The 22,791-nt window shown below is 45.4% G+C and carries 27 protein-coding genes; 17 read left to right on the top strand and 10 right to left on the bottom strand.

Going from position 1 to position 22,791, the window contains the following annotated elements; all coding sequences use genetic code 11:
* The first annotated feature begins 8 nt into the window (after positions 1-8).
* The gene (locus HTH_RS06730; protein WP_012963965.1) at positions 9-1,193 is read left to right on the top strand and encodes a cytochrome b; all 1,185 of its coding nucleotides are present in this window, start codon (positions 9-11) and stop codon (positions 1,191-1,193) included.
* Position 1,194: 1 nt separating this feature from the next.
* Positions 1,195-1,824 (top strand): cytochrome c1, encoded by a 630-nt coding sequence (locus tag HTH_RS06725; protein ID WP_012963964.1) that lies wholly within the window; start codon positions 1,195-1,197, stop codon positions 1,822-1,824.
* On the opposite strand, the gene HTH_RS06720 is transcribed toward HTH_RS06725, so the two are convergent.
* From HTH_RS06720 to mobA, 3 genes are read right to left on the bottom strand one after another with little or no spacing between them, the layout of a single operon-like run.
* Complete coding sequence (locus tag HTH_RS06720) at positions 1,802-2,464, bottom strand: endonuclease III domain-containing protein (RefSeq protein WP_012963963.1); 663 nt, start codon at positions 2,462-2,464, stop codon at positions 1,802-1,804. The genes HTH_RS06725 and HTH_RS06720 overlap by 23 nt on opposite strands.
* Positions 2,418-3,020 (bottom strand): serine/threonine protein kinase, encoded by a 603-nt coding sequence (locus tag HTH_RS06715; RefSeq protein ID WP_012963962.1) that lies wholly within the window; start codon positions 3,018-3,020, stop codon positions 2,418-2,420. Before HTH_RS06715 ends, HTH_RS06720 begins: the two co-directional genes overlap by 47 nt.
* Positions 3,010-3,795: a molybdenum cofactor guanylyltransferase MobA gene (mobA, locus tag HTH_RS06710; RefSeq protein WP_012963961.1), complete on the bottom strand. Its 786-nt coding sequence runs from the start codon at positions 3,793-3,795 to the stop codon at positions 3,010-3,012. The genes HTH_RS06715 and mobA overlap by 11 nt, the downstream gene beginning before the upstream one ends.
* Positions 3,796-3,883: 88 nt before the next feature.
* Between mobA and HTH_RS06705 the strand changes: the two genes are divergently transcribed.
* The 4 genes from HTH_RS06705 to merA all read left to right on the top strand — a co-directional run bounded on the left by HTH_RS06705 (position 3,884) and on the right by merA (position 6,430).
* Entirely contained in the window at positions 3,884-4,174 is a 291-nt protein-coding gene (locus tag HTH_RS06705; protein ID WP_012963960.1) for a metal-sensitive transcriptional regulator, read from the top strand.
* Positions 4,175-4,177: 3 nt separating this feature from the next.
* On the top strand, positions 4,178-4,393 hold the full coding sequence (locus HTH_RS10030; protein WP_014462624.1) for a mercuric transporter MerT family protein: 216 nt from the start codon (positions 4,178-4,180) through the stop codon (positions 4,391-4,393).
* Between the two features lie 128 nt (positions 4,394-4,521).
* Complete coding sequence (locus HTH_RS06695; protein ID WP_012963959.1) at positions 4,522-4,800, top strand: heavy-metal-associated domain-containing protein; 279 nt, start codon at positions 4,522-4,524, stop codon at positions 4,798-4,800.
* A 10-nt stretch (positions 4,801-4,810) separates the two neighbouring features.
* Positions 4,811-6,430: a mercury(II) reductase gene (gene merA / locus HTH_RS06690; protein ID WP_012963958.1), complete on the top strand. Its 1,620-nt coding sequence runs from the start codon at positions 4,811-4,813 to the stop codon at positions 6,428-6,430.
* Positions 6,431-6,433: 3 nt separating this feature from the next.
* On the opposite strand, the gene HTH_RS10025 is transcribed toward merA, so the two are convergent.
* On the bottom strand, positions 6,434-6,769 hold the full coding sequence (locus HTH_RS10025) for a TSUP family transporter (protein WP_232500476.1): 336 nt from the start codon (positions 6,767-6,769) through the stop codon (positions 6,434-6,436).
* Between the two features lie 78 nt (positions 6,770-6,847).
* On the opposite strand from HTH_RS10025, the gene HTH_RS10020 reads away from it, so the two are divergent.
* Genes HTH_RS10020 through HTH_RS06655 form a run of 7 tightly spaced genes read left to right on the top strand, consistent with a single transcriptional unit; the run spans position 6,848 to position 11,025 of the window.
* Positions 6,848-7,021 (top strand): hypothetical protein, encoded by a 174-nt coding sequence (locus HTH_RS10020; RefSeq protein WP_198407595.1) that lies wholly within the window; start codon positions 6,848-6,850, stop codon positions 7,019-7,021.
* A gap of 52 nt (positions 7,022-7,073) precedes the next feature.
* A complete protein-coding gene (locus HTH_RS06680; RefSeq protein WP_012963955.1) occupies positions 7,074-8,084 on the top strand; it encodes a substrate-binding domain-containing protein in 1,011 nt (336 codons plus the stop codon).
* A 14-nt stretch (positions 8,085-8,098) separates the two neighbouring features.
* Entirely contained in the window at positions 8,099-8,302 is a 204-nt protein-coding gene (locus HTH_RS06675; protein ID WP_012963954.1) for a TOBE domain-containing protein, read from the top strand.
* 21 nt (positions 8,303-8,323) lie between these two features.
* Positions 8,324-9,076: a molybdate ABC transporter substrate-binding protein gene (gene modA, locus HTH_RS06670; RefSeq protein ID WP_012963953.1), complete on the top strand. Its 753-nt coding sequence runs from the start codon at positions 8,324-8,326 to the stop codon at positions 9,074-9,076.
* Entirely contained in the window at positions 9,076-9,474 is a 399-nt protein-coding gene (locus HTH_RS06665) for a TOBE domain-containing protein (protein ID WP_012963952.1), read from the top strand. Before modA ends, HTH_RS06665 begins: the two co-directional genes overlap by 1 nt.
* Positions 9,467-10,138 (top strand): molybdate ABC transporter permease subunit, encoded by a 672-nt coding sequence (gene modB / locus HTH_RS06660; protein ID WP_012963951.1) that lies wholly within the window; start codon positions 9,467-9,469, stop codon positions 10,136-10,138. Before HTH_RS06665 ends, modB begins: the two co-directional genes overlap by 8 nt.
* The gene (locus tag HTH_RS06655) at positions 10,135-11,025 is read left to right on the top strand and encodes a sulfate/molybdate ABC transporter ATP-binding protein (protein ID WP_012963950.1); all 891 of its coding nucleotides are present in this window, start codon (positions 10,135-10,137) and stop codon (positions 11,023-11,025) included. Before modB ends, HTH_RS06655 begins: the two co-directional genes overlap by 4 nt.
* Here the strand turns inward: HTH_RS06655 and HTH_RS06650 are convergent.
* The 3 genes from HTH_RS06650 to guaA are packed head-to-tail and all read right to left on the bottom strand — an operon-like array spanning position 11,001 to position 14,068.
* Positions 11,001-11,654: a septal ring lytic transglycosylase RlpA family protein gene (locus HTH_RS06650; RefSeq protein WP_012963949.1), complete on the bottom strand. Its 654-nt coding sequence runs from the start codon at positions 11,652-11,654 to the stop codon at positions 11,001-11,003. The two genes, HTH_RS06655 and HTH_RS06650, sit on opposite strands and share 25 nt — an antisense overlap.
* Entirely contained in the window at positions 11,651-12,490 is an 840-nt protein-coding gene (locus tag HTH_RS06645; protein ID WP_232500417.1) for a bile acid:sodium symporter family protein, read from the bottom strand. The genes HTH_RS06650 and HTH_RS06645 overlap by 4 nt, the downstream gene beginning before the upstream one ends.
* Before the next feature lie 54 nt (positions 12,491-12,544).
* Positions 12,545-14,068, bottom strand: coding sequence for a glutamine-hydrolyzing GMP synthase (gene guaA / locus HTH_RS06640; RefSeq protein WP_012963947.1), 1,524 nt, complete (start codon positions 14,066-14,068; stop codon positions 12,545-12,547).
* A gap of 16 nt (positions 14,069-14,084) precedes the next feature.
* Here guaA and plsY point away from each other — a divergent pair, with 16 nt between their 5' ends.
* From plsY to HTH_RS06625, 3 genes are read left to right on the top strand one after another with little or no spacing between them, the layout of a single operon-like run.
* Entirely contained in the window at positions 14,085-14,672 is a 588-nt protein-coding gene (gene plsY / locus HTH_RS06635; protein WP_012963946.1) for a glycerol-3-phosphate 1-O-acyltransferase PlsY, read from the top strand.
* Positions 14,669-16,099, top strand: coding sequence for a glycosyltransferase family 39 protein (locus HTH_RS06630; protein WP_012963945.1), 1,431 nt, complete (start codon positions 14,669-14,671; stop codon positions 16,097-16,099). Before plsY ends, HTH_RS06630 begins: the two co-directional genes overlap by 4 nt.
* A 31-nt stretch (positions 16,100-16,130) precedes the next feature.
* Positions 16,131-16,907, top strand: a complete 777-nt coding sequence (locus HTH_RS06625) for a hypothetical protein (RefSeq protein ID WP_012963944.1) — start codon at positions 16,131-16,133, stop codon at positions 16,905-16,907.
* A gap of 1 nt (position 16,908) precedes the next feature.
* Here HTH_RS06625 and recG read toward each other — a convergent pair whose 3' ends face one another.
* Together recG and lepA are read right to left on the bottom strand one after the other, a co-directional pair.
* The gene (gene recG, locus HTH_RS06620; protein ID WP_012963943.1) at positions 16,909-19,263 is read right to left on the bottom strand and encodes an ATP-dependent DNA helicase RecG; all 2,355 of its coding nucleotides are present in this window, start codon (positions 19,261-19,263) and stop codon (positions 16,909-16,911) included.
* 9 nt (positions 19,264-19,272) lie between these two features.
* Positions 19,273-21,066, bottom strand: a complete 1,794-nt coding sequence (lepA, locus tag HTH_RS06615) for a translation elongation factor 4 (protein ID WP_012963942.1) — start codon at positions 21,064-21,066, stop codon at positions 19,273-19,275.
* 39 nt (positions 21,067-21,105) lie between these two features.
* On the opposite strand from lepA, the gene HTH_RS06610 reads away from it, so the two are divergent.
* Positions 21,106-22,203, top strand: a complete 1,098-nt coding sequence (locus HTH_RS06610; RefSeq protein WP_012963941.1) for an RNA ligase — start codon at positions 21,106-21,108, stop codon at positions 22,201-22,203.
* A 3-nt stretch (positions 22,204-22,206) separates the two neighbouring features.
* Here HTH_RS06610 and HTH_RS06605 read toward each other — a convergent pair whose 3' ends face one another.
* Positions 22,207-22,791, bottom strand: a complete 585-nt coding sequence (locus HTH_RS06605) for an RNA ligase partner protein (protein ID WP_012963940.1) — start codon at positions 22,789-22,791, stop codon at positions 22,207-22,209.

The raw sequence follows: 22,791 nt of genomic DNA, 5'->3' as shown, positions 1-22,791 counted from the left end.
GTTGAGGCATGTTTGGAAGGATAGGAAAGTGGATAGATGAAAGGACTCACATAAGCGAACTCTGGCAGTCACAGATGGTGGAATACAAAGTGCCTAAGAACTTAACTTTTCCGTATGCCTTTGGTGTTATGGCTCTCATAGCCTTTGCCATACAGATCATCTCGGGTATATTTCTTACCATGTACTATCAGCCCAATGTTCATGCAGCCTTTGACAGCGCCAACTACACCATAATGAAAGAGATACCCTTCATGTGGCTATTCAGACATGTGCATGCCGCAGGAGCGAACTTCTTTCTGGCGCTCGTTTACCTTCACATGTTCACCGGCATTTACTACAACGCTTACAAAAAACCCAGGGAGTTAACATGGATAGTGGGATGGTTCATATTTTTCATACTCTTAGCTACTGCACTTTCAGGCTATCTTTTACCATGGGGACAGCTCTCCTACTGGGGTATGGTGGTCACCACAGAGATACCTACTGCCATACCCGGCGCTTTAGGTGAGACGATATCTGTCTGGATGAAGGGCGGATACGAGCTTGGCCAGATAACCCTGGGAAGGTTCTTTGGACTTCACATATGGCTCTTGCCCCTTATACTTTTAGGACTTGTGGGCTTTCACCTCTATCTGGTCAGGGCTGCGGGTATATCAAACCCCGAGGGTGTAGAGATAGACAAGAAGAAGGAAGGCGTTCCCTTCCATCCTTATATGACCCTAAAGGAAGGTGCCTATGTAATGGGTTACCTTGCTGTTTTCTTCTTCTTTGTTTTCTTTTACATGCACCACTTCCTGCCTGCGGATAACTTTGAGCCCGCAAACCCCTTTAAGACACCTCCTCACATAGCACCCGAGTGGTACCTTCTGGCTTTTTACACCATATTCAGGTCTATTCCCCAGAAGTTTCTAGGCTTTATAGCCTTCAGCTTAACGCTTTTACTACTGCTCCTGCTTCCCTTCCTTGATTTCTCACCCTTCAAAAGCGCGAGAAAAAGACCTCTCTTCTTTGTGATGTACATAGTGCTGGTTATATCCGCCATGGCTCTTACCATACTGGGTACCATGCCACCCACTCCCACCAACGCCATGCTGGGTCTTACCTTTACAGCAACCCTCTTTGCCTTCTTTATATCCCTTCCTGTAATATCTGTTATAGAGTGGGGCTGGTACAAAGCGAGAGGAGGTAAGTAAGATGGTTAAAGCTGTCTTTTTCACCATTTTGACCCTTGCCTTCTTCTACATCATTTGGATAAACAACATCTTTGCACCGCATGAAAGGTATGAAATGCCTGCCCAATACGAGAAAATAGTACAAGATGTGAGATATGCCAAAGAGGGAAAACAGCTCTTTGAACAGAACTGCCAAGCCTGTCATTCGGTAAGGTATGACGCGGTTTATCCCTCTTCCGTACAGGCAAATCCTAACCTTAAGGTTCTGCAGGAAAAGTACGGAAAGATACTTCCCAACGAGGTTTACGAGAGCGCTTTTTACACAGAGCTCTCTCAGCTTAAAGAATCTTTCGGCAAAGTTCCCCCAGACCTATCCACCATGTACCTTTCCAGAGGTAAAGAGTACCTCTTTAACTTCATACTTGACCCGCAGAAGGTACTCCCAGGCACATCCATGCCCGCCGTCATGACGGGAAGACCTGAAGAAACCGCCAAAATTATAGCTTATCTAAAGTCCGTTTCTGAACCTTCCCCTCAAGAGAAGGCAAAGAGAACGCTCATGGGAGTTTTTACCATAGCTTATCTTATAGTGATGGGTGTGCTCATATGGGTCTGGAGAGGAAGACTACTCAAGAGGATGGGCTTGCATTGATGCACATATCTTTTAATGGGCATCCTCCACAGAGGGGGATGCTCTTACAAAACCTTTTGGCATGCTCATCCATTAGGGCATGAAATTCCTTATAAACTTTTACATCTTTTGGTAGGTTTTCCTCAAAAAAGTTTTTGAGACTCTCGTAGCTGCCTTTTAGTCCGTAAAATCTCTCTATAAAACGCTGTGTGTATTTATCTATAACGAAGTAGAGCCTACCTCCTGCATAAAGAAGTATAACATCTGCAGTTTCTCTTCCTATTCCCTTTATCTTCAGTAAATCTCCGCGACTCACGTATTTGACTTTTTCCGTTGGGTTCATAAAGAGTGCCAGCTCTTTGAGTCTCTTAGATTTTAGCGTGTAAAAACCTGCTGGTCTTATAAGGTCTTGCAGAGTCTTTTCATCAACGCTTCTCACAAACTCAAGAGACAGAATTCCCTCTCTTTTTATCCTTTCCAGACTCCTCTCCACATTTTTCCAGCTGGTGTTTTGGGTCAGCACCGCTGAGATTATTACCTCGTCCCTTGGGTCTGTGCCCATATTTTTGTGATACTCCTCGTCAATTGGCCACCAGTTTTGGTAGCCATAGAGGTCAAGAAGTTTCTCGTAAAGCTTTCTCAAGGAGATTTTTAAGCTCATGAACCACCTTCTTGGGTTCTTTAGCGTAAGCTCTTCCCAAATCTATGGCTTTTTTTAAATCCATGTAGCCCTCCCTCACAAAGAGTTGCATAAGCTGTGTTATGTTAGTTTTTCTTTTGCATGAGATATTGCCTCTTTCAAAGTCAATAATGTAAACTTCCAAGTCTTTATCCACCAGCAGATTCTTGTCCAGCCTTTGAAATTCGTCCCTTGATATGCACATGCTGTCAAGAAGATAAGCAAGTTCAAGAACTTTTAAGAGAATTAATACCTTCTGTTGGGGGGTTATGTTGCACTTCTCAAAGGGTATTCCATCTATAAACTCGTAGACCAAAAAGTCATCACCCCACACGATGATTTGAGGGAAGTTCTTTATGCCCTTGAGCTTTTCCAGTATGCGTGCCTCCTTTCTTATGGCTTCTTCTAAACCCTTCTCTTTTGCCACCTTTATGGCAACATCTTTACCACAGAGAGAAGACCTATAAACATAGCTTCTCCATCCACTGCCTATAAGTTGCAAATTATTAAGGTGCCCTCTTAGTTCCTCAAACCTCACCTAAAACCTTGTAGCCCCACTCTTCTATGGCACTTTTTAGAGCTTGAAGTTCTATATCCTTTTGGGTTATCACCTCTACCTCGCCCTTTTCCAAGCTCACGCTAACATCTGAAACACCATCTACAGACATAAGAGCCCTCTTTACAGTATTCACACAATGCTCACAAGTCATTCCGCTCACTTTTAGCTTTACAACACCCATGTTTTTTAATATAACTTTTAGGTCCTCCTTTGTGTTCATGTTTATAAAAGAAAGAAGCAGAGGATCAAGATGAATCACCTCGTCTTCCTTTATACAGTTATATCCTACTCTCTCTATAAAATCCATCACTTTTTTTTCGCCTTCTTTGAGGTAGGTCTCAAGGTCTTTCAAAATTTTTGTGGAATATACACCAAAGAGCGGATAAAGCCTTCCTCTTATACAGTAGATGGTTATGGGATCTTTGTACTCATCTACTATATACCTTACAAGCGATGGCTTGACAAGAGGCATATCTCCACTTACCACAAGGACCTTGTCCGTTCTTGCACTTTTGAGAGCTGTGTATATTCCCACAAGGGCACCTTGCTCTGTGAGTATATCAGGCACAAATTCAACATCTTTTATGGCGAAGAACTTATGCCTATCCTTTCCAACTATTGCAAGCCTGCCACATACTCCAGCAAGTGCATCCAACACATACCTTATACATTCCTTTCCTTTTATAGGAAAAAGGAGCTTGTCCTCACCAAACCGCCTGCTCTCACCTCCTCCAAGCACAAAGCACTCTAACATGAGGATATAATTTACAGGAAGCTTCACACCAGTTCAAATTGACAAATTTTTTCTCCTTCATTATATTATACCCATAGGAGGTATAGGTATGGAGAGGTGCGAGGTTTATCTATCGGAAGAGAGTGTGCAGGAGCTTATGAGGAGGCTCTCAAGGATTGAGGGTCAAGTCAAGGGCATAAGAAGGATGTTGGAAGAGGGCAGAAGCTGTGATGAGATCCTCATCCAGATGTCCGCAGTTAAGTCAGCTATAAGCAGTATGGCTATGTTCCTTCTTGAGGAGCACTTCAACTCCTGTGTAAAACCAGGTGTTGAATCGGGTAATGTCAAAGCTCTTGAAGACTTTATGAGAGCGGTAAGACAGCTTGTGAAAGGAGGTTAAAAAATGAGGGAAGCTTTAGGAAGCATAGTGGGTGCTGTGGCTTCTTTCTTTGCATCCTCTTGCTGTATAGCTCCTACTCTCTTTGTGGTTTTTGGTACTTCCGCAGGTAGTTTAAGCTCTTTGAGCGCTCTTGAGCCATACAGGTGGTACTTTTTAGCTGTTGGTTACGGAAGCGTTTTATACTCCATATACAGGTTATACATGAGAAAAAAAACTTAGCTGTGCATGCAATGAACCATTCTGGACTCAAAGACTCAGCAGGGGACTTGCCTGGGTCTCACTTGTGCTTCTTATAGTTGCTACCTTTTATCCGTATGTGCTTGCCAAAATTTACGGAGGTTAATGTCATGAGAAAGTTATTTATTGCTTTACTTGCCTTTGTAAACCTTACCTTTGCAGAAAAGGTTATAGTTTTTGATGTGGAAGGTATGACTTGCGAGATGTGTCCTGTAGCTGTAAAAAAAGCCATATCTCAAGTCAAGGGTGTAAAGTGGGTGCTTACATCTTTGGAAAACAAAATAGCTGTTGTAGTCGCCGATGACCAGGTTAGGGAAGAAACGGTACTTAAAGCCATATCTCAGGCTGGTAATTACAGAGGCAAGATCCTAGGAGAGACGAAGTTTTAGGAGGTTTAGCATGATTAAGTTGAAGATAACTGGAATGACCTGCGAACATTGTGCCAGTACTGTGAAGAAAGCTTTAGAAACTGTCAGAGGTGTTGAAAGGGTCAGCGTTTACTTTCCTCAGGGTTATGCACAGGTGGAAGGAAAAGCGAACATAGAGGAACTTGTTGAAGCTGTTAGAAGGGCTGGATACGGTGCAGAACCCCTTCAAGAGTGTATTGAGATTTACATACCAAAGGGTGATGTTTATGACATGTTTATCGTAGGTGGTGGTTCTGCAGGCTTTGCAGCAGCCATAAGAGCTTCCGAGCTTGGAGCTAAGGTACTCATTGCAGAAAACAGCACGATAGGTGGTACATGTCTGAACAGAGGATGCGTACCTTCCAAGTACCTGATAGGGATAGCCAATACCTTCTATTCTCTGAAAAGTAGCCCTTTCGTAAGTGTGGAGAAAGCGCAAATAGATATGAGAAAAGTCTTAGAAGCTAAGGAAGAACTCCTTGAAAGACTCAGAAAAGAAAAGTACTGGAACGTCCTAGATGCTTACCCTAACATTGAGTACAGGGAAGGAAGAGGAAGGTTTTTAGGGAAGGGTAAAGCCATTGTAGGGGAGAGGGAGGTCTCCTTCTGGAAAGCCTTAATATCTACAGGTTCAAGACCGTATGTACCACAGATAAAGAGCTTGGACACGGTAAGATACTATACCAGCGACAGCATATTCAACATAGACTACGTGCCAGAGCATCTGGTGGTTATAGGAGGGGGTGCAATAGGTCTGGAACTCAGTCAAGCCTTTTCAAGGATGGGTAGCAAGGTTACCGTAGTGGAAGCTCTGCCTGAAATTCTGACGGGAGAGGAGCCGGAGCTAAGAGAGCGCTTAAAAGAATCTCTCAAAAGGGAAGGCATAGAGATCATCACAGGCGCAGTTGTGGATGAGGTAAAGCAAGAAGGAGAAATCATTTATGTGAAGGTTAGAGCTGGAAATACGAATAGAGTAATCAGTGGGACTGACCTCCTCGTAGCTACTGGTAGGAAACCTAATACAGGGGGTGTTGGGCTTGAACTTGTTGGCGTAAAAACGAATGCGAAAGGCTTTATACAGACAAACGAGTTTATGCAAACCACTAATAAAGATATTTATGCAGCTGGTGATTGTGTAGGAAAGTTTATGCTGGTTACAGTTGCGGCAATGGAGGGAGGGATCGCGGCGGAAAATGCCTTATTAGGAAACAAAAGAGAAGTAGATTATAGACACATACCTCACGCTGTATTTACGGACCCTGAACTTGCAAGCGTTGGTCTGAAAGAGGAAGAAGCCATAAGAATGGGTTATAGTGTGGATGTAAGAATCCTTGAATTTTCTAAGGTTCCGAGAGCCTTAATCAGCTTTAAACACGATGGGTTGATAAAAACCGTTATAGACAAGGAGACTAAAAGGATACTGGGTATTCACATACTGGCACCTCACAGCGCTGAGCTTATACACAAAGCGGTTCTTCTGGTAAAGTACGGTTTGACTTTGGATGATGTAATAAGAACCGTTGATGTGTATCCCACCCTTTCTGAATCCATAAAGCTTGGCGCTCAAGCTTTTGTAAAAGATGTTTCCAAGCTCTCGTGCTGTGCGGAGTAAAACTCAGTGTTTCAGGAGTTTATAAGAAGATATCAGAAGGATAAGCACCAGAAGCATTAGAATACCCTCTTGAGGTATTACCTTCAAAAGCAAGCTCCCACCCAAGAAGCTACCCAGCAGAGAGTCAAAAACCATAAAGAGCATAAACCTTACCTTTTCCCTTAGTACCAAAAAGCTCCTGTCCCTGCTGTAGCGAGCAAAGGCAAAGAGCATAGTAGTAAGGCTTACCAGCAAAGACATGCTTCCAGCCAGCTTAACATCAAGATGATAAAGTAAGGTTATAGTAGGTATGAGAAGCTCTCCACCTGCAACACCTAAAAGGGCTGCTACTACACCTATGAGAAAACCTGCTAAAGCACCTACAGGATAAAGAAGAGGACCAGGCAGGTAAGGTTCTTCATCATCTCAGAGAAAGGAATGACAGCTGTTCTTGAAACAAGACTTGAAGAGACCACCACCAAACTGGTAGCCTTGTTTATGATCACCGCCTCAAGAGGAGCAAAACCAAAGAGCTTTATTAAAAAAGGCAGGCGGAACTCCGCCCCCCCCAAGACCTACAAACCCTCCGATTATGGAAACAAAAAAGCCTAAAAGAAAAGCTCCCGCTTGACAATATTTTAGCATAAAAGTATAATATATCATCGTGAACAACAAGGTCAAGGAGTACAGGCTTAAAAGAGGACTTTCTCAGGAAGAGCTGGCAAAGCTCTGCGGTATGCCAAGAAGCACCCTCAGCGCCATAGAGTCTGGCAGAGCTGTGCCTTCCGTGGAGTACGCCATAAAGCTCTCTAAAGCCCTCGGATGCACCGTTGAGGAGCTCTTCGGTGAGGAGGAAAAGCTCATCTTTTGTGGTCTGGTGGATGGTCCTTTTGTTAGCGCGAGGGTAGGTGAAAAACTGGTGATTTACCCGATGGATGCGCGAATGCTCACTCTTTTGCCTCCTGACGGAACGCTAAAGGATGGGAAAATAGAGTGGTTTAACAAAAGCACCCTCCCCACCTATGTCTTTGCGGGATGCGATACTTCCTTCGGGCTTCTCTCTTACGAGCTTATCTCGGAGGGTGTGCGCACGGTAGCGGTTTACGCTTCCAGCCGGAAAGCTCTGAGGTTTTTGAAGGATGGTTATGTGCATATGGCAGGCGTGCATCTGGGGAGCTTTGAGGAGAACCTCAGGGAGATAAAAGATTTTCTGGGCAGTGGTTTTGCGGTTATAAGGCTCTTCTCGTGGGAGGAGGGGGTGCTTACAAGGAAAGATGCTAAAGTAAAGAGCTTTAAAGACCTCAAAAACAGAAAGCTTGTGTGGCTGGTGAGAGAGGAAGGCTCTGGCTCAAGGAAAGCCTTTGAGGAGATAAAAGAGGAAGTAAAGGCGGGGCTTTTCAGGGAAGTGGAGGGAGGGCACAGGGAGCTTGCCTTTAGCATAAAAAACGCTTTTGGAGATGCGGGTGTGGCTACCAGGCTCTTTGCCTGCGAGTACGGGCTTGAGTTTCTGAGCGTAAGAAGAGAAGACTACTGCCTCTGCTACAGGGAGGAGCTGGAGAAAGATAAAGCCTTTACTAAGGTGCTCTCTGCTCTTGTCTCAAGGCGCTACAGGGAGTTTTTAAAGGCTATGCCCGGCTACTCCGTAGAAAAAAGCTTGGAAAAAGTGCTCTTGTAAAGGAGGTGTTTATCATGGAAGTAAGTGCACGCAACAAGCTCAAAGGCACTGTCAAGAAGGTACTGCTGGGACAGGTAGCTGCGGAGGTGGTTATGGATGTGGGCGGTCAGGAGGTGGTGGCGGTAATTACGAGACAGTCTGCACAGGAGCTTAACCTCAAAGAAGGCGACAGCGTGTATGCGGTCATCAAGGCTACAGATGTGATGATAGGTAAATAAACCTTTCAAGGAGGTACTACTATGCTGAGGTCCTTGCTTCTTTCTTTGCTTTTGCTCTTTGGTCTTTCTAAGGCAGAGCTCATAAGGGTCTTTGCCGCAGCGGACCTGCAGTACGCTCTTAAAGAGATAGCAGACATCTACCAGAAGGAGCATCCCGAGGATAAGGTGGAGCTCATCTTTGGCTCTTCTGGCAAGGGCACCGCGCAGATAAAATCGGGTGCGCCATACCACCTGTTTTTCTCCGCGGACATGAAGTACGTGGAAGAGTTATACAGAGAGGGCTATGTGGTCACTAAGCCTAAGCCTTACGCGGTGGGAAGGCTGGTGGTGTGGGTGCGCAAAGACTCGGGTCTTGACCCTTCCAAGTTTCCTCAGGTGCTCTTTCAAGCCAAAAAGATAGCCATAGCCAACTGGGAGCATGCGCCTTATGGGAGAGCTGCCAAGCAGGTGCTGGAAAACTACGGAGTTTTTGATAAGGTAAAGGACAGGCTGGTGCTGGGCGAGAACGTCTCCCAGACTGCCAGCTTCGTTTATTCGGGCTCTGCGGATGTGGGTCTTATACCCCTTTCCCTTGCCATCTCTGAAAATATGAAGAAGGCAGGCAACTACTGGCTGGTGCCAGAAAACAAGCACGCTCCCATAGTGCAAGGCTATGGGATTACCAAGGTGGGCGAGAACTCTCAGGCGGTGAAAAGGTTTTACGAGTTTGTGGGAAGTCCCGAGGCAAGAAAGATATTCGTAAAGTACGGTTTTGTCCTGCCAGGTGAGAAGTAATGAATGCCATCCACGGCAGAGTGAAGAGAATAAGATCTTTGAACGGTGTGTCGCAGGTGGAAGTAAAGACAGATTTGGGAGACTTATACACGGTGGTGCTGTCAGCTCCGCACCATGCCGCCTTTGTGGAAGAGGGCAGGAGGGTAGAGTGCGTAGTCAAAGAAAGCAGCATAATACTCATGAAGGAGAAGACCCCGTGTATAAATACTTTCGTAGGAGTGGTAAAAAGCGTAGAGCGTGGGTCCGTGCTTTCGCTGGTTAAGTTAACCTGCGCAGGTCTGGAGCTAAAGGTCATGCTCTTGACTAAACAGCTGGATGCGCTTGGCATCTCCGAGGGAGAGCAGGTTTATGTTTTTGTCCCTCCCCTGCAGGTGGCTCTGGAGGCTATTCATGAGTGAGATAGACTGGTCTCCCTTCTGGCTTACCTTCAAGCTCGCCTCCGTAACCACCGCTCTGCTTTTACTTGTTGGCATTCCCGTATCTTACTACCTTGCCTATACAAAGCGCAGAATAAGCACGATTATAGAGGTATTGGTTGCATTACCTTTAGTGCTCCCTCCCACAGTCCTTGGCTTTTACCTTCTGCTCCTTTTTAACAAGCACGGGCTTATAGGTTCACTCTGGTACAAACTCTTTAACAAACAGCTGGTGTTTCACTTTGAGGGCATAGTGTTGGCTTCTATCATTTACAGCCTTCCCATGATGGTCCACCCGCTTACCGCGGGCTTCAGAAGCATCCCCAGAGACCTCATAGAGGCGAGCTGGACGCTGGGCAAGTCCAAACTGGAGACGCTCCTTAGAGTTATACTTCCCAACATGAAGGCATCCATCCTTACGGGCGTAGTTCTCTCTTTTGCTCACACCATAGGAGAGTTTGGTGTGGTGCTTATGGTGGGTGGCAACATAGAGGGGGAAACCAGGGTGGTGTCCATTGCCATATACGACGCGGTGGAGGCGATAAACTACACAGCAGCCCACGTTTACGCCCTTGTGCTCTTTTCTCTTTCCTTCCTGACGCTTCTGGCTCTTTACCTTCTTAACAGGAGGTGGAGTCTGCTTTGATAAGGCTCTATGTTAGAAAGCGCCTTCATGGACCTGGCGGAGATTTTTTACTGGATGTGGAGCTTGAGGTAAGTGATGCGGAGTTTTTGCTCATCTTTGGACCCTCCGGTGCGGGAAAGACTACCCTACTGAGAATCATAGCGGGGCTGGAAAAGCCTGACGAGGGTTATCTGGAAGTGGATGGTGAGGTCTGGCACGATTCTAAAAGGGGTATAAACCTCCCACCCCAGAAGAGGGATGTGGGCTTTGTCTTTCAGGACTATGCCCTATTTCCCAACATGACGGTGGCGGAAAACATAGCCTACGGGATGAAGAGGAAAGACCCACAGAAAGTTCTGGAGCTTCTCAGACTTGCCAAAATGGAAGCTTTAAAAGACAGAAAGCCTTCCGAGCTTTCGGGAGGTCAAAAGCAGAGGGTGGCGCTTTTGAGAGCTACAGCCAGAGAGCCCAAGCTTTTGCTCCTTGACGAGCCACTCTCAGCCCTTGACCAAGAGACTGCCATAGCTCTGCGGGACGAGATAAAGGCTTTCCAGAGAAAGTACCGGATTCCTACCTTCATGGTTTCGCACAGCATAGAGGATGTACTCAGGCTTGCGGACAGAGTCCTGAGGATTGAAAACGGTCGGATAAAAGCCTTTGGCACCCCAAGGGAGGTGCTATTCTCAAGAGAGTGGTCTCCCAAGTTTTCTCTCACAGGCGTGCTTTTGGAAAAGGTCTGCGTAGATGTGGCGTGCATCCTCAGCATAGCAGTAGGGTCGGAGCTGGTGCAGGTGGTGGTAGACAAAAAAACCGCGCAGGAACTCAGTGTGGGAGACACCCTCTTGGTGTCCACAAAAGCCTTTGTGCCTGTGGTTAAAAAGCTTCACTCACCGCATCTCAATACATAAGCCACAACCCTTGCCTCACCTTTTTGCACCATACCAAGCCTTCTTGCAGCTTCGTAAGAAAGGTCCAGCACCCTCCCCTCTTTGAAAGGACCTCTGTCTATCACTTTTACTACCACCTCCTTTCCGTTTTCCGGATTTATCACACGAAGCAGTGTACCAAGAGGCAAACTCCTGTGGGCTGCGTACATGCCATGCATGTCGTAAGGCACGCCGTAAGAGGACTCCCTGCTGTGGTATTCATTCGCGTAGTAGCTGGCAAGACCCTCTATCTTGGCAGGACATGTTGTTATGCCTTCCTTTCCGCACCTTTGGATGTCCAGCCTTGCTGGAAAGGGAGCGGGACCAAGAAGGTATGCGTACCTTTCTGGCAGACACACACCATCAGCAGCCTCATCACGCACCACAGCTATGGTTATACTTTTCCCGTTTCTCAAATTGGTGATCTTCACCCTGCTAAGAGGTTGAACTAGCGCGCTTTTTGCTCTCTCACCATGGCAGTAGTAGCCCTTTGTATAAATGGGTGTCTCACAATTGACCTTTAGCTCTTGGTATGTTTGTGTCTCTTTTCTTTCTCTTACACTTACTGCGCAACCGCTCAAAAAGACAAATAAAAGCAGTATTATCCTCATAACCTTTTGTAAAGTATAGCCAAAATTATGCCGTTAATGTTCTGTATAAGGCTGAAGATGGCTCCGGGCAAAGATGCCAAAGGTGTAAAGTGTTTTACTGCCAAAGCTACTGCCAATCCCGAGTTTTGAATGCCTACCTCAATAGAGAGTGTCTTTGACATTTTTGTATCAAGCCCAAAAAGTTTTCCTATGGCCAAACCCAGAAGAAAACCCAGTGCATTGTGAAGAAAAACAGCAAAGAAAAGTTTAAAAGGCACACCCCTCAAGTTTTCCACATTCAAAGACAGCACCACTGCAATTATAAAACCTATTACCCCCACAGACACATAAGGCAGAAATCTCTCTAAGCGCCTCACCTGTGGAAAAAGCTCCTTTATTAAAAGTCCCATCATAACAGGCAATAGAACTATCTTAAGCACATCCTCCACCATATCAAGGAAGGGAACATGCACATATCTGCCTGCAAGGATGTATGTCCAAAGGGGTGTAAACAAAGGAGCCAAAAGCGTTGAAAAGGTGGTTATACTCACCGAATAAAGAAGGTCCCCCTTTGCCAAATAAGTTATAAGATTGGAAGCTGTTCCGCTGGGAACAGAACCCACCAGCACCATACCCACATAGAGGTCCTTACCTATCCCAAAGAGTAAAGACAAAGAAAAAGCCAGCAGAGGCATCACACTGTAGTGAAGCAGAGCACCGTAAGCTATCATTACAGGCCTTCTTAGTATGCGCAAAAAGTCCTCTCTGTCCAGAGTTATGCCCATACTGAGCATGACCATAGTTAAAAGAGGCACTATAAAGTCTTTAAACCCTTTGAAAAAATCGCTGAAAAGCAAGCCTCCCAACGAGATAAAAAGAAGAATTGTCAGGCTTATAAAACTCTGCAAGGCTCACTCCCACTCTATGGTGGCAGGAGGCTTGGAAGATACATCGTAAACCACCCTGTTTACACCCTTTACCTCGTTTATTATCCTTCTCATCACATGGTCAAGAAATTCGTAAGGCAGCCTTGCCCAATCTGCCGTCATACCGTCAACGCTGTCAACAGCTCTTAGGGCCACAACCCTCTCGTAAGTCCTCACATCTCCCATCACGCCCACCGTCTTTACAGGCAGTAGCACTGCAAAAGCCTGCCACACCTTATCATAAAGTCCCCACCTCTTTAATTCCTCTATGAATATGTAGTCCGCTTCCCTGAGGATGTCAAGGTCCTCCTCATTCACCTGCCCCAGCACCCTTATGGCAAGTCCTGGACCGGGGAAGGGGTGTCTTTTGAGCATCTCCTCCGGCAGTCCCAAGCTTCTGCCTATCTGTCTTACCTCGTCCTTGAAAAGTTCCCTTAGGGGTTCAAGTAGTTTGATGCCCAACCTTTCCGGAAGTCCTCCCACATTGTGGTGTGTCTTTATGACTTTTGCTCCGGGCAGACCCGCACTTTCCACCACATCAGGGTAGAGCGTTCCCTGAAGAAGAAAGTCCGCACCTACCTTTTTAGCCTCTTCTTCAAAAACTTCAATGAAAGTGTAACCTACTATCCTTCGCTTCTCCTCTGGGTCTTCTACCCCTCTGAGCCTGCTCAGGAAAAGCTCTTTTGCGTCCACAGTCTTGAAGGGAAGGGAGAGGCTTCTAAAGTAGCCTTCCACCTCCTGCACCTCCCCCTTTCTTAAAAGTCCGTGGTCCACAAAGATGCATTTAAGATTATTTCCTATAGCTTTGTAAGTAAGGGTGGCAGCAACTGTAGAGTCCACACCTCCCGAGAGGGCGCAGATAACTTTACCATCTTTTACTGTGCTTTTAATCTCTGAAACTTTCTCTTCCACAAGGTCTCCCACTTCCCAGTTTTTTTGAGCATGACAAACTCTGTAAAGGAAGTTGCGGAATATCTCCATGCCGTAGCTGGTGTGTGCCACCTCAGGATGAAACTGAAAGCCATAAAGATTTCCTCTTCTTACTACTGCATATGGCGAATTCTCCGAAGAGGCAATCACCTCAAAGCCTTCAGGAAGGGATATCACCTTGTCCGCATGACTCATCCACACATCAAACTCTCTGGGAATGCCATAAAAAATGGGGTCTTCTTTTATTACAGTCAGCTTTGCCCTTCCGTATTCTTGCTTTGTGGCTCTCTCTACCTTCCCACCCAGCTGGTGAGCCATCACCTGAAGTCCGTAGCATATGCCTAGCACAGGCACGCCAAGAGTGTATATGTTCTGGTCAGGCAGTGGTGCGTCAGGCTCGTAAACGGATGCTGGACCTCCTGAAAGTATTATGCCGTAAGGTTTTCTGCTCAGTATCTCCTGAGCACTTGTGTCGTAAGGCAATATTTCACTGTAGATGCCTGCCTCCCTTACTCTCCTTGCTATGAGTTGCACATACTGAGACCCAAAGTTTAAAACTATAATGGGACGCCTTATCATGATAAAATTATAGCTTATGGACAGCCTTTTGCTTATCCTCTTTGCCTACCTTCTTGGCTCTGTGCTTTTCGGAGAGCATATAGCCAGAGCAAAGGGTGTGGACATAAGGTCCGTAGGCAGCGGTAATGTGGGAGCTACTAATGTAGGGAGGGCTTTAGGCATAAAGTATGCTGTGCTGGTTTTCCTTCTTGACACGCTAAAGGGGCTTTTTCCGGTGGTGCTTGCAAGAATTTACTTTGGAATAGACAGCTGGACGATTGTTTTTGTGGGCATTGCCAGCGTATTGGGCCATATATTTCCCATCTTTCATTCCTTCAAAGGTGGTAAGGCTGTAGCCACTTCCCTTGGCGTCCTTCTGGGCTTATCGCCTCTGGCTAGTATAGTATGCCTCATTATCTGGTATGCAGTTTTTAAACTCAAGGGGTATGTATCCTTAGCCTCTCTTACAGCCTCCGCATCCGCACCCCTACTTTTGTTCATCTTGGGCTATCCCTTTAAGGTTTTGCTCATGTCTTTTGTGATAGTCTTTCTGGTGTTTTGCAGGCACAGGGACAACATAGCCAGACTGCTGGAGGGGAGAGAACACGGCTTTAAAGGCTCATGATTTATGTACTTTTCTTTAACCTTACTCTTTTAGCTTTCAGGATATTTTATGTCCTCTACTATCCCATTGACCTCTCGCCGGAGGAGGCTCAGTACTGGGACTGGTCAAGGAACTTGGACCTTAGCTACTATTCCAAACCCCCCATGGTTGCATATATGAACTTTTTGAGTAGCAAGCTTTTGGGAAACAGCGAGCTGGCAGTGAGGATAACTCCCATACTGCTCTCCTTCTTGCTCTCCATTTTCACCTACCTTTTTGTAAAAAAAATCTTTGATAAAAAGGTTGCCCTTATAGCCTCAACGCTTCCTCAGCTTACTATTGGTTATGCCATAAACTCACTGCTCATGACCACTGACGCTCCCTTTATCTTCTTCTGGTCCCTTTCTGTCATGTGCCTTTACTTGGCTTTTGAAAAGAATAGAGCAAGCCTTTGGCTGCTCACTGGAGTGCTGGCAGGTCTTGCTTTTTTAAGCAAGTATCCAGCTGTATTTCTTCTACCTATTAGTCTTGCTTACATGACTCTTTACAGAAGAGACCTCCTTAAAAGCCCAAACCCCTACCTTAGCCTTCTGCCTGCCTTTTTCCTTTCCCTTCCAGTGCTAATATGGAACTATCTTCACAACTTTGTATCTTTTAAGCATGTTTCCACCCTTGCTACAAAAAGCCAGGAGCTTTTTGGTCTATCCAATACTCTTGAGTTTTTGGGTGGTCAGATGCTTCTCCTTTCCTTAATTCCCTTTTTTGTACTATTCTACGCGTGGGTGAGAAGTTTAAAGGACAGGAGGCTTATCTTTTTTACCTTCTACTCCCTTCCTGTTTTTTTCTTCTTTCTGGTGCTTTCTCTCCACAAGAGGGTGGAAGCCAACTGGTCTGGATTTGCCTACTTTTCTGGCTTTGTGCTAACTTCTTACTTTCTCTCAAGAAGCATCCTGCTGCTGCCTTCCTACCTCATATCTTTGATTCTCTTTATTTTCCTGCATTTTACACCTCTTCTGGATATGGTGGGTCTTGGAAGACTTTTGCCTCCTGAGAGAGACCCCACCAAGTTTTTAGTAGGGTGGAGGGAGCTGGGTAAAAGGGTGAGCCGGCTTTATACGGGCAATGAGCTTGTGTTTTCACCTCAGTATCAAGTTACTGCAGAGCTTGCCTTCTATACAAAAGGCAATCCAAGAACTTACTGCATAAACCTTGGGAGAAGGATGAACCAATATGACCTTTGGAAGGGGGGTATGAAGGCATACATGGGGAAAGATGCCATATTTGTGAGCGTATCACCCGCGGAGGAGAGAGTGCTTAAAGCCTTTGATGGTATAATATGGGAGGAGCATTACAGAGTCTTTTGGAGAGGCAAAGAGGTAGGAAGTTTTTACATATACAAGCTTAGAAACTACAAAGGTTTGGAGGAAAGCTTACCAATGGGCTATTAGATGGCTTCTGACTCTCTACCTGTGGAGCTTTTTGACTTATCATATTCTACCTTTTAGTTTTTTTACCCACATAGATTATTCCGTACCTCACCCAAGCCCTATACCTGTAAGCAAAGGATGCACCTTCGCCATAAATGTAAAGACAGTTTTTAATGCTCCTCTGGGAAATCCTAAAAAGCTAGCTCAAGCTATGAAGGAAAAAGGGATAGAAGCATCTCTTGATTTAAAAACAAAAGGCGTGAGTTATGAGGACTTTCCACTGCTCGTAAGGCTTTCTTATTTGGTTTTTGAGTTCCTACCCAAAAGTTTGGTTTTAAAAGAGCCTGCTGACATGTACTCCCTTTATAGCGCTGACGAGTGTTTACCTTTTTTCTCGGATATGCCCATAATAGCATCCTTCATGTCTTACGACTTTCCCTCCTACTCCTTCATATTGGGAAGAAGAAGGAACTTGCTTCAAGACACCCCTTGCAGCGATATAAATCCTCTTAATGTTTATAGAGCGGTGCCCCTCTCGGACAAAGTAAAGCTAAGCGCTTATGTGTATTCGGAAAGTGGTTACTTTTTTCCGGGTGAGAGGCTAAAGGGTAGTGGAAGGTATGTGATAAGAATGAGCACAGATAGAGTGCTGGTGCTTTTGAGCAAAAACAAAAGCCTTATGGCTGTTTATGACCAGAACCATATAAACGAACGTCTCGTAGAGAAGGGTAGCTATACGGTGAAGATATACACTTACAAATTCAAAATTGGAACCGCTTACTTTGGCTTGAGGTTTCTTGCATGCCTTCCACCTGTTGTGGTGGAATAGATCAAGCTATGTAGCTCATATCTATGCTATCCTTGTATCTGTAAGCTAAGACTTTCTTCAGGTTTTCCATATGGTTAAGCTTCTCTATCATTGCTTTTGCGTCTTCTTTGGCAAGCTCCAGCAGGTATCTATCTTCCGCCCTTGCCAAACTGGCAACAGTAAAACCAAAATAACCCGATTGGGAAGCACCCAGAAGCTCACCAGGACCCCTCATCTTGAGGTCTTCTTCAGCTATTTTGAAGCCATCGCTCGTTTGCACCAGCACCCTGAGCCTTTTTATGGCTTCAGCATCCGTATTTTTGAGGCTGTCTGGCACCACTAAAAAGCAGTACCCTTGCCTTTCTGACCTTCCTACTCTGCCTCTGAGCTGGTGTATCTGAGATAACCCGAACATATGAGCCGACTCTATCACCATAACAGTTGCCGATGGCACATCCACACCCACCTCTATCACGGTGGTAGAAACCAGAATGTCTGCGCTTTCTTTAAACTCCCGCATAACCGCCTCCTTTTCCTGATCCTTTAGCCTGCCGTGCATCAAAAGCACCTTCCTGTCTGGAAATAGACTTTTCCAGAGCATGTAGCTTTCCGTTGCTGACTTTAGCTCCACCTTCTCAGAGCCTTCTATGAGAGGATAAACCACGTATACCTTTCCGCCTTTTTCAAGCTCGCTCCTTATAAAGCTAATACACTTTTCCATCTGTGATTCAAATATCAACTTTGTAATTACTGGTTTTCTGCCTTCTGGCATCTGGTCTATGATGGATATGTCCAGGTCACCGTAAAGGGAGAGAGCTAAAGTTCTTGGTATGGGTGTTGCGCTCATTACAAGGCAGTGAGGGAAAAGATTCTTACCTTTGCTGAGCATCTCCCTTCTTTGCATCACACCAAACCTGTGTTGCTCATCTATCACCACAAAGGCTAAGTTTTCAAATTCCAACCTGTCTTGAAGAAGAGCATGCGTACCTATAAGAACGCTTATATTTCCTGCAGAGATGTGCCTATAAACGCTATTTCTTGCAGAACCTTTAACGGAACTTGTCAGCAAGCCCACCTTTACCCCCAGGGGCTCAAGAAATCTTTTAAAGTTCTCGTAATGTTGCTGTGCCAGTATCTCTGTGGGAGCCATTATGGCGCACTGGTAGCCCTCTCTGGCAAAAGCGTAAGATACAGCCATAGCCACCACCGTTTTGCCACTCCCCACATCCCCCTGAAGCAGCCTGTTCATAGGCTTTCCCGTCTTTAAGTCTTTTGCTATCTCTTCAAGGACCCTTCTTTGGGCTTCTGTTAGTTTAAAAGGTAGTGTGCTGATTAGTTCCTCCGTATGTTTCTCTGGGTGGGAGAGCTTTACTGCCTCAAGGTTGCTTATCTGCCTCTTTCTTATTTGAAGAAGGAGCTGAAAGAGGAAAAGCTCTTCGTAGATAAGCCTTCTCTGAAAAGGAGTTGCGCGACTGTTGAGTGCATCCTCATCCCCATCCTGAGGACTGTGTGCCATATAAAGACTTTCCGCTATATTTGGAAATTGATACTTTTGCAGTAGCTCCTCAGGAAGATACTCCGGCATGTACTTGACATACTCAAGGAGCTTTCCTATGGCTTGTCTTATCTTTCTGTGTCTGGTTTTGGAAGATATGGCTTTTATCTCTCCTTTGCTTCTTATGTAGTAAAAGGGTAGGATTTTGCCAAATTCTTCCTCTTGGAAGGAAACCTCTGGATGCACCATGTACTTCTCACCTTTGAACTCTTTGAGTCTTCCGTAGGCTACTATATAAGACCCCTTTTTGAAAGCATAAAGGGGCTTTTGGTCTTTGTAGCGAAAGCGCAGATACAAAATGCCAGTACCATCCTCACACTTTACATATGCGGGATACTTCTCCGAAGGGTCATAACCTGTTTCCAACACTCTTAGCTTTAGCGCTACCTTTTGTCCTGGCTTGGTGGTTTTTATTGAGTTGTTGAGCCTTCTGTCTTCGTATCTGACAGGAAGATACCACAGAGCCGAGTAAAGGTCATTTATACCAAGAGCTTTCAAAAGCTTCTTCTCTTTCTGGTCAAGAATACTGACCTTTTCAATAGGCAGAAAAAACTTCTCTATGGGCTTTTTCTCCACATGAGAAAAATCCACCGCCTTTTTGTAGGCAGGCTGGCTGAGTCTTCCTTTTATGACTTTGAGTATACCTATGCGCTTTTCTATAGGGAGCTTGTCAAACTCCTTAAGAAGGTTAAGATATGTGGATTCCAGGTGTTGCTTGAGGAGGTTAAAAAGATAAATGCCTACGCCGTAGCTCCTTTTTAGTTTTACCCTGTTGCTTTCAAGCTCCTGTATAAACTTTCTTGCTTTCTCTAAGTTCTCCATAAGGAGTTTTCACTCCACCTTCAGCACCGCCAAAAAGGCCTCTTGGGGAAGCTCTACCTTCCCAAACTGTTTGAGTCTCTTTTTACCCTCCTTCTGCTTTTCAAGAAGCTTTTTCTTTCTTGTTATGTCTCCACCGTAGCACTTGGCTGTCACATTTGCCCTGAGTGGTGGTATTCTTTCAGAGGCTATGACCTTGCTCCCTATCCCTGCCTGCACCTTCACCTCAAAGAGCTGTCTTGGTATTACCTCCTTGAGCTTTTCCACCAACTGCCTTGCCCTTCTGTAAGCTTTCTCCCTGTGCACTATAAAGGAAAGGGCATCAACAGGCTGGTTGTTTATAAACACATTGAGCCTTACAAGGTCCTCCTCTTTAAAGCCCAGAAATTCATAATCGTAAGAGGCATACCCCTTAGATAATCCCTTTATCTTGTCGTGAAAGTCCATTATGATCTCGCTAAGGGGCATGTGGTACTCAAGCATGACGGTGTTTGGGTCAAGGTAAAGAAACTTTTGCTGCACACCTCGCTTCTCCTGACAAAGATTTATAATGTTGCCAACAAAATCCTTGGGTGTTATGATGGTAAGGAGGACAAAAGGCTCTTCTATGGCTTCCACAATGCCCCAGTTTTCTGGGAGGTCTGAGGGATTTCTTATCTCTTTTATCTCACCGCTCTTTAGTCTCACCCTGTATACTACGCTGGGTGCGGTGGTGATGATGCTAACGCCATACTCTCTTTCAAGCCTCTCTTGGACTATCTCCATATGCAACAGTCCCAAAAAGCCTACTCTAAAACCCAAACCCAGCGCAGGGGAGGTTTCTGGCTCGTACTGAATGGCTGCGTCGTTTATGGCATACTTTTCAAGTGCATCCCTCAGCTGTTCATAGGTGTATCCTTCGGAAGGGTATATACCTGCATAAACCATAGGCTTGACAGGTCTAAAGCCGGGTACAGGACTTTCCACAGGGTTTTTGGCATCCGTTATGGTGTCTCCTATCTTTATGTCCCTAAGGTCTTTTATGGAAGCGGCTATGTATCCCACATCTCCTGTGGTAAGTTTCTCCAACTTGGTCATCTTGGGTGTTTGAGCACCTACTTCTACCACCTCAAACTCCTTTCCCGTGGAGAACAGCCTTATGCGCATACCGGGCTTTATCTCACCATCAAAAATCCTCACAAAAGCCACAGCACCCCTGTACTGGTCGTAGTAAGAGTCAAATATGAGAGCTTTTAGAGGCTTTTGGGTGTCTCCCTTGGGTGGGGGTATGCGATTTACTATAGCTTCTAGCACTTCCTCTATACCTATGCCTTCCTTGGCAGATACCAGCAGAACATCTTCGGAGGGAAGTCCCAGCACATCCTGTATCTGTCTTTTTACCCTATCTGGCTCTGCAGAAGGAAGGTCTATTTTGTTGATAACGGGTAGTATCACAAGGTCTTGCTCCACAGCTTTCCAAAAGTTAGCTACCGTTTGGGCTTCTATTCCCTGCGTTGCATCCACAAGAAGCACTGCCCCCTCACAGGCAGCAAGAGCCCTTGAAACTTCGTAAGAAAAGTCCACATGTCCAGGTGTGTCTATCAGGTGTAGGGTATAGGTGTTTCCGTCCTTTGCTCTGTAAAACATCTTGACAGCTTGGAGCTTTATGGTTATACCCCTCTCCCTCTCTATCTCCAGAGTGTCTAGCATCTGCTCTTTTAGCTCACGCCTTGACACGGCTCCAGTAAATTCAAGAAGCCTATCCGCCAGGGTAGACTTGCCATGGTCCACATGCGCTATTATGGAAAAGTTCCTTATCCTCTCCATCCTATATAAATTTACAACATTGGTATAATAAAGCTGTTGATGATAGATGCACAGATAGTCAAAGAAGCACTGAAGAAAAACAAGGTAAGAACGGAAGTTTTTAAGGATATAGAGTACCTCAGATTCACCGATGACTACAAAGACATACCCAGAGGTACTGCCATCTTTAAGGACTTTGTGGTGTGGGGCTACCCACACATAGGAAGAATATTTCAGCTCACAACTGGCCTTCCAGAGCAGTTTAATGCACCTGTATGGGTAGAGGAGAAGGTGGACGGATACAACACTCGGATATTCTCTTACAAAGGAGAGATTTACACTTTGACAAGGGGTGGATACATATGCCCCTTCACCACTGACAGAGTGAGAGAGTTTATAAGTGAGAAGTTCTTTGAAGAAAATCCCCATCTTGTCCTGTGTGCGGAGGTGGCAGGTCCAGAAAATCCCTATGTGGAGGAGTTCCCCCCATACATCCAAGAAGACATAGCCTTCTTTGTCTTTGATATTATGAAAAAGGGAGAGCAGGGCTTTTTACCGTACAGGGAAAAGCTCAGGATTATAGACAAATACGGACTTCCTCATGTGGAGATGTTTGGAAGGTTTGAGCTGACGCAGATAGAGGAGATAAAGCGCCTCCTGAAAAAGCTCAACCAAGAGAAAAGAGAGGGGGTTGTGTTTAAAGAGGATGCTGAGCGCGATAAAAGGGTAAAGTACATAACCAGCTATGCCAACATCAACGACATAAAGGTGACATCCCTAAACATGCTGGGTCTACCAGCAGATTACTATACCAATAGACTTTTGAGACTGGCACTCTTTATAGAAGAAGAACAGGTCGAAAAAAATGAAAGCCTCTATAAGGAGATAGGAGAAGCCTTTCTGGAGGGCATATTCAAGGCATGTCAGATGGTGAGGTCCGAAGGAAAGGTTTACAGAACCTTCAGATGTAGGTTCAACAAAAAGGAAAATGCCCTTCTCTTTCTTGAACAGATGAAACATGCTTCTGCACATATCCAGATTGCCGAAAGGTCGTTGGAGAAGAAAGGCAGATATTACCTGCTGGAGTTTGACAAAGTTTTTCTCAACATGACTGGTCTTTTGGGACACCTTCTAAAAGGTGGGTCTGTAATAGATTAGCTCTTACCTTCCTACCTTGGTGAGGTTCTCCATTATGTACCTAAGGTTTTTTGGGTCTATGAGTTTTATGCCCACCCTGTCTGCCCACTTTCTAAGACCCTCATCACCAGAAACAAGTATGGCGTCAAGCTCGTAAGAGAGAAGCAGGACATCAACATCCTCCTTACTGTCTATGATGCCTGCCCTTAGCGCCTCTCTGTATTTTTCCCTCAGTCTGTTTACCACCCTTCCCACCTCCTCTTCCGCCAGCTTTCCAGCCTCTTTGGTGTGTTCTTCAGCTATTCTCAAACCTTTGTTTATCCTGTATCTTACCTCCTCTATAAACTCGTAGAGAAACTCGGCAGGCACCATCAGCCCCCACTTTCTTGGTGATCGTATTCTGACCACCAGTTCAAATTTGGGAGCAAGGTCCCCCAGGCTCACCATCTTGGTAAATTCGTAATACACAGATGTGGGCATAAAGAAGTTAGCATTGGTATGAGATGCAAGGGAAATAAAGTTTTCTATAGCCCCCAGTTGATCCTCTTCAAACTGATGGTATACATCCGGATTTGTAAAAACACTTGTATCAAGGACAAAAGTGTCCAT

It is taken from the genome of Hydrogenobacter thermophilus TK-6, from assembly GCF_000010785.1.
Classification (GTDB): Bacteria; Aquificota; Aquificia; order Aquificales; family Aquificaceae; genus Hydrogenobacter; species Hydrogenobacter thermophilus.
Note: the sequence above shows the minus strand (reverse complement) of the source record. Positions and strands in the feature narration are given on the sequence as shown.

Excerpts from the sequence above, each read along its gene's own strand:
- HTH_RS06605 (WP_012963940.1), bottom strand. The coding sequence starts at position 22,791 with ATGGACACTTTTGTCCTTGATACAAGTGTTTTTACAAATCCGGATGTA.
- guaA (WP_012963947.1), bottom strand. The coding sequence starts at position 14,068 with ATGATAAGGCGTCCCATTATAGTTTTAAACTTTGGGTCTCAGTATGTG.
- HTH_RS06695 (WP_012963959.1), top strand. The coding sequence starts at position 4,522 with ATGAGAAAGTTATTTATTGCTTTACTTGCCTTTGTAAACCTTACCTTT.
- HTH_RS06720 (WP_012963963.1), bottom strand. The coding sequence starts at position 2,464 with ATGAGCTTAAAAATCTCCTTGAGAAAGCTTTACGAGAAACTTCTTGAC.
- lepA (WP_012963942.1), bottom strand. The coding sequence starts at position 21,066 with ATGGAGAGGATAAGGAACTTTTCCATAATAGCGCATGTGGACCATGGC.
- HTH_RS06610 (WP_012963941.1), top strand. The coding sequence starts at position 21,106 with ATGATAGATGCACAGATAGTCAAAGAAGCACTGAAGAAAAACAAGGTA.
- HTH_RS06630 (WP_012963945.1), top strand. The coding sequence starts at position 14,669 with ATGATTTATGTACTTTTCTTTAACCTTACTCTTTTAGCTTTCAGGATA.
- HTH_RS06725 (WP_012963964.1), top strand. The coding sequence starts at position 1,195 with ATGGTTAAAGCTGTCTTTTTCACCATTTTGACCCTTGCCTTCTTCTAC.
- merA (WP_012963958.1), top strand. The coding sequence starts at position 4,811 with ATGATTAAGTTGAAGATAACTGGAATGACCTGCGAACATTGTGCCAGT.
- HTH_RS06650 (WP_012963949.1), bottom strand. The coding sequence starts at position 11,654 with ATGAGGATAATACTGCTTTTATTTGTCTTTTTGAGCGGTTGCGCAGTA.
- plsY (WP_012963946.1), top strand. The coding sequence starts at position 14,085 with ATGGACAGCCTTTTGCTTATCCTCTTTGCCTACCTTCTTGGCTCTGTG.
- HTH_RS06665 (WP_012963952.1), top strand. The coding sequence starts at position 9,076 with ATGAATGCCATCCACGGCAGAGTGAAGAGAATAAGATCTTTGAACGGT.
- HTH_RS06705 (WP_012963960.1), top strand. The coding sequence starts at position 3,884 with ATGGAGAGGTGCGAGGTTTATCTATCGGAAGAGAGTGTGCAGGAGCTT.
- HTH_RS10020 (WP_198407595.1), top strand. The coding sequence starts at position 6,848 with ATGACAGCTGTTCTTGAAACAAGACTTGAAGAGACCACCACCAAACTG.
- HTH_RS10030 (WP_014462624.1), top strand. The coding sequence starts at position 4,178 with ATGAGGGAAGCTTTAGGAAGCATAGTGGGTGCTGTGGCTTCTTTCTTT.
- modA (WP_012963953.1), top strand. The coding sequence starts at position 8,324 with ATGCTGAGGTCCTTGCTTCTTTCTTTGCTTTTGCTCTTTGGTCTTTCT.
- HTH_RS06730 (WP_012963965.1), top strand. The coding sequence starts at position 9 with ATGTTTGGAAGGATAGGAAAGTGGATAGATGAAAGGACTCACATAAGC.
- modB (WP_012963951.1), top strand. The coding sequence starts at position 9,467 with ATGAGTGAGATAGACTGGTCTCCCTTCTGGCTTACCTTCAAGCTCGCC.
- mobA (WP_012963961.1), bottom strand. The coding sequence starts at position 3,795 with ATGTTAGAGTGCTTTGTGCTTGGAGGAGGTGAGAGCAGGCGGTTTGGT.
- HTH_RS06675 (WP_012963954.1), top strand. The coding sequence starts at position 8,099 with ATGGAAGTAAGTGCACGCAACAAGCTCAAAGGCACTGTCAAGAAGGTA.
- recG (WP_012963943.1), bottom strand. The coding sequence starts at position 19,263 with ATGGAGAACTTAGAGAAAGCAAGAAAGTTTATACAGGAGCTTGAAAGC.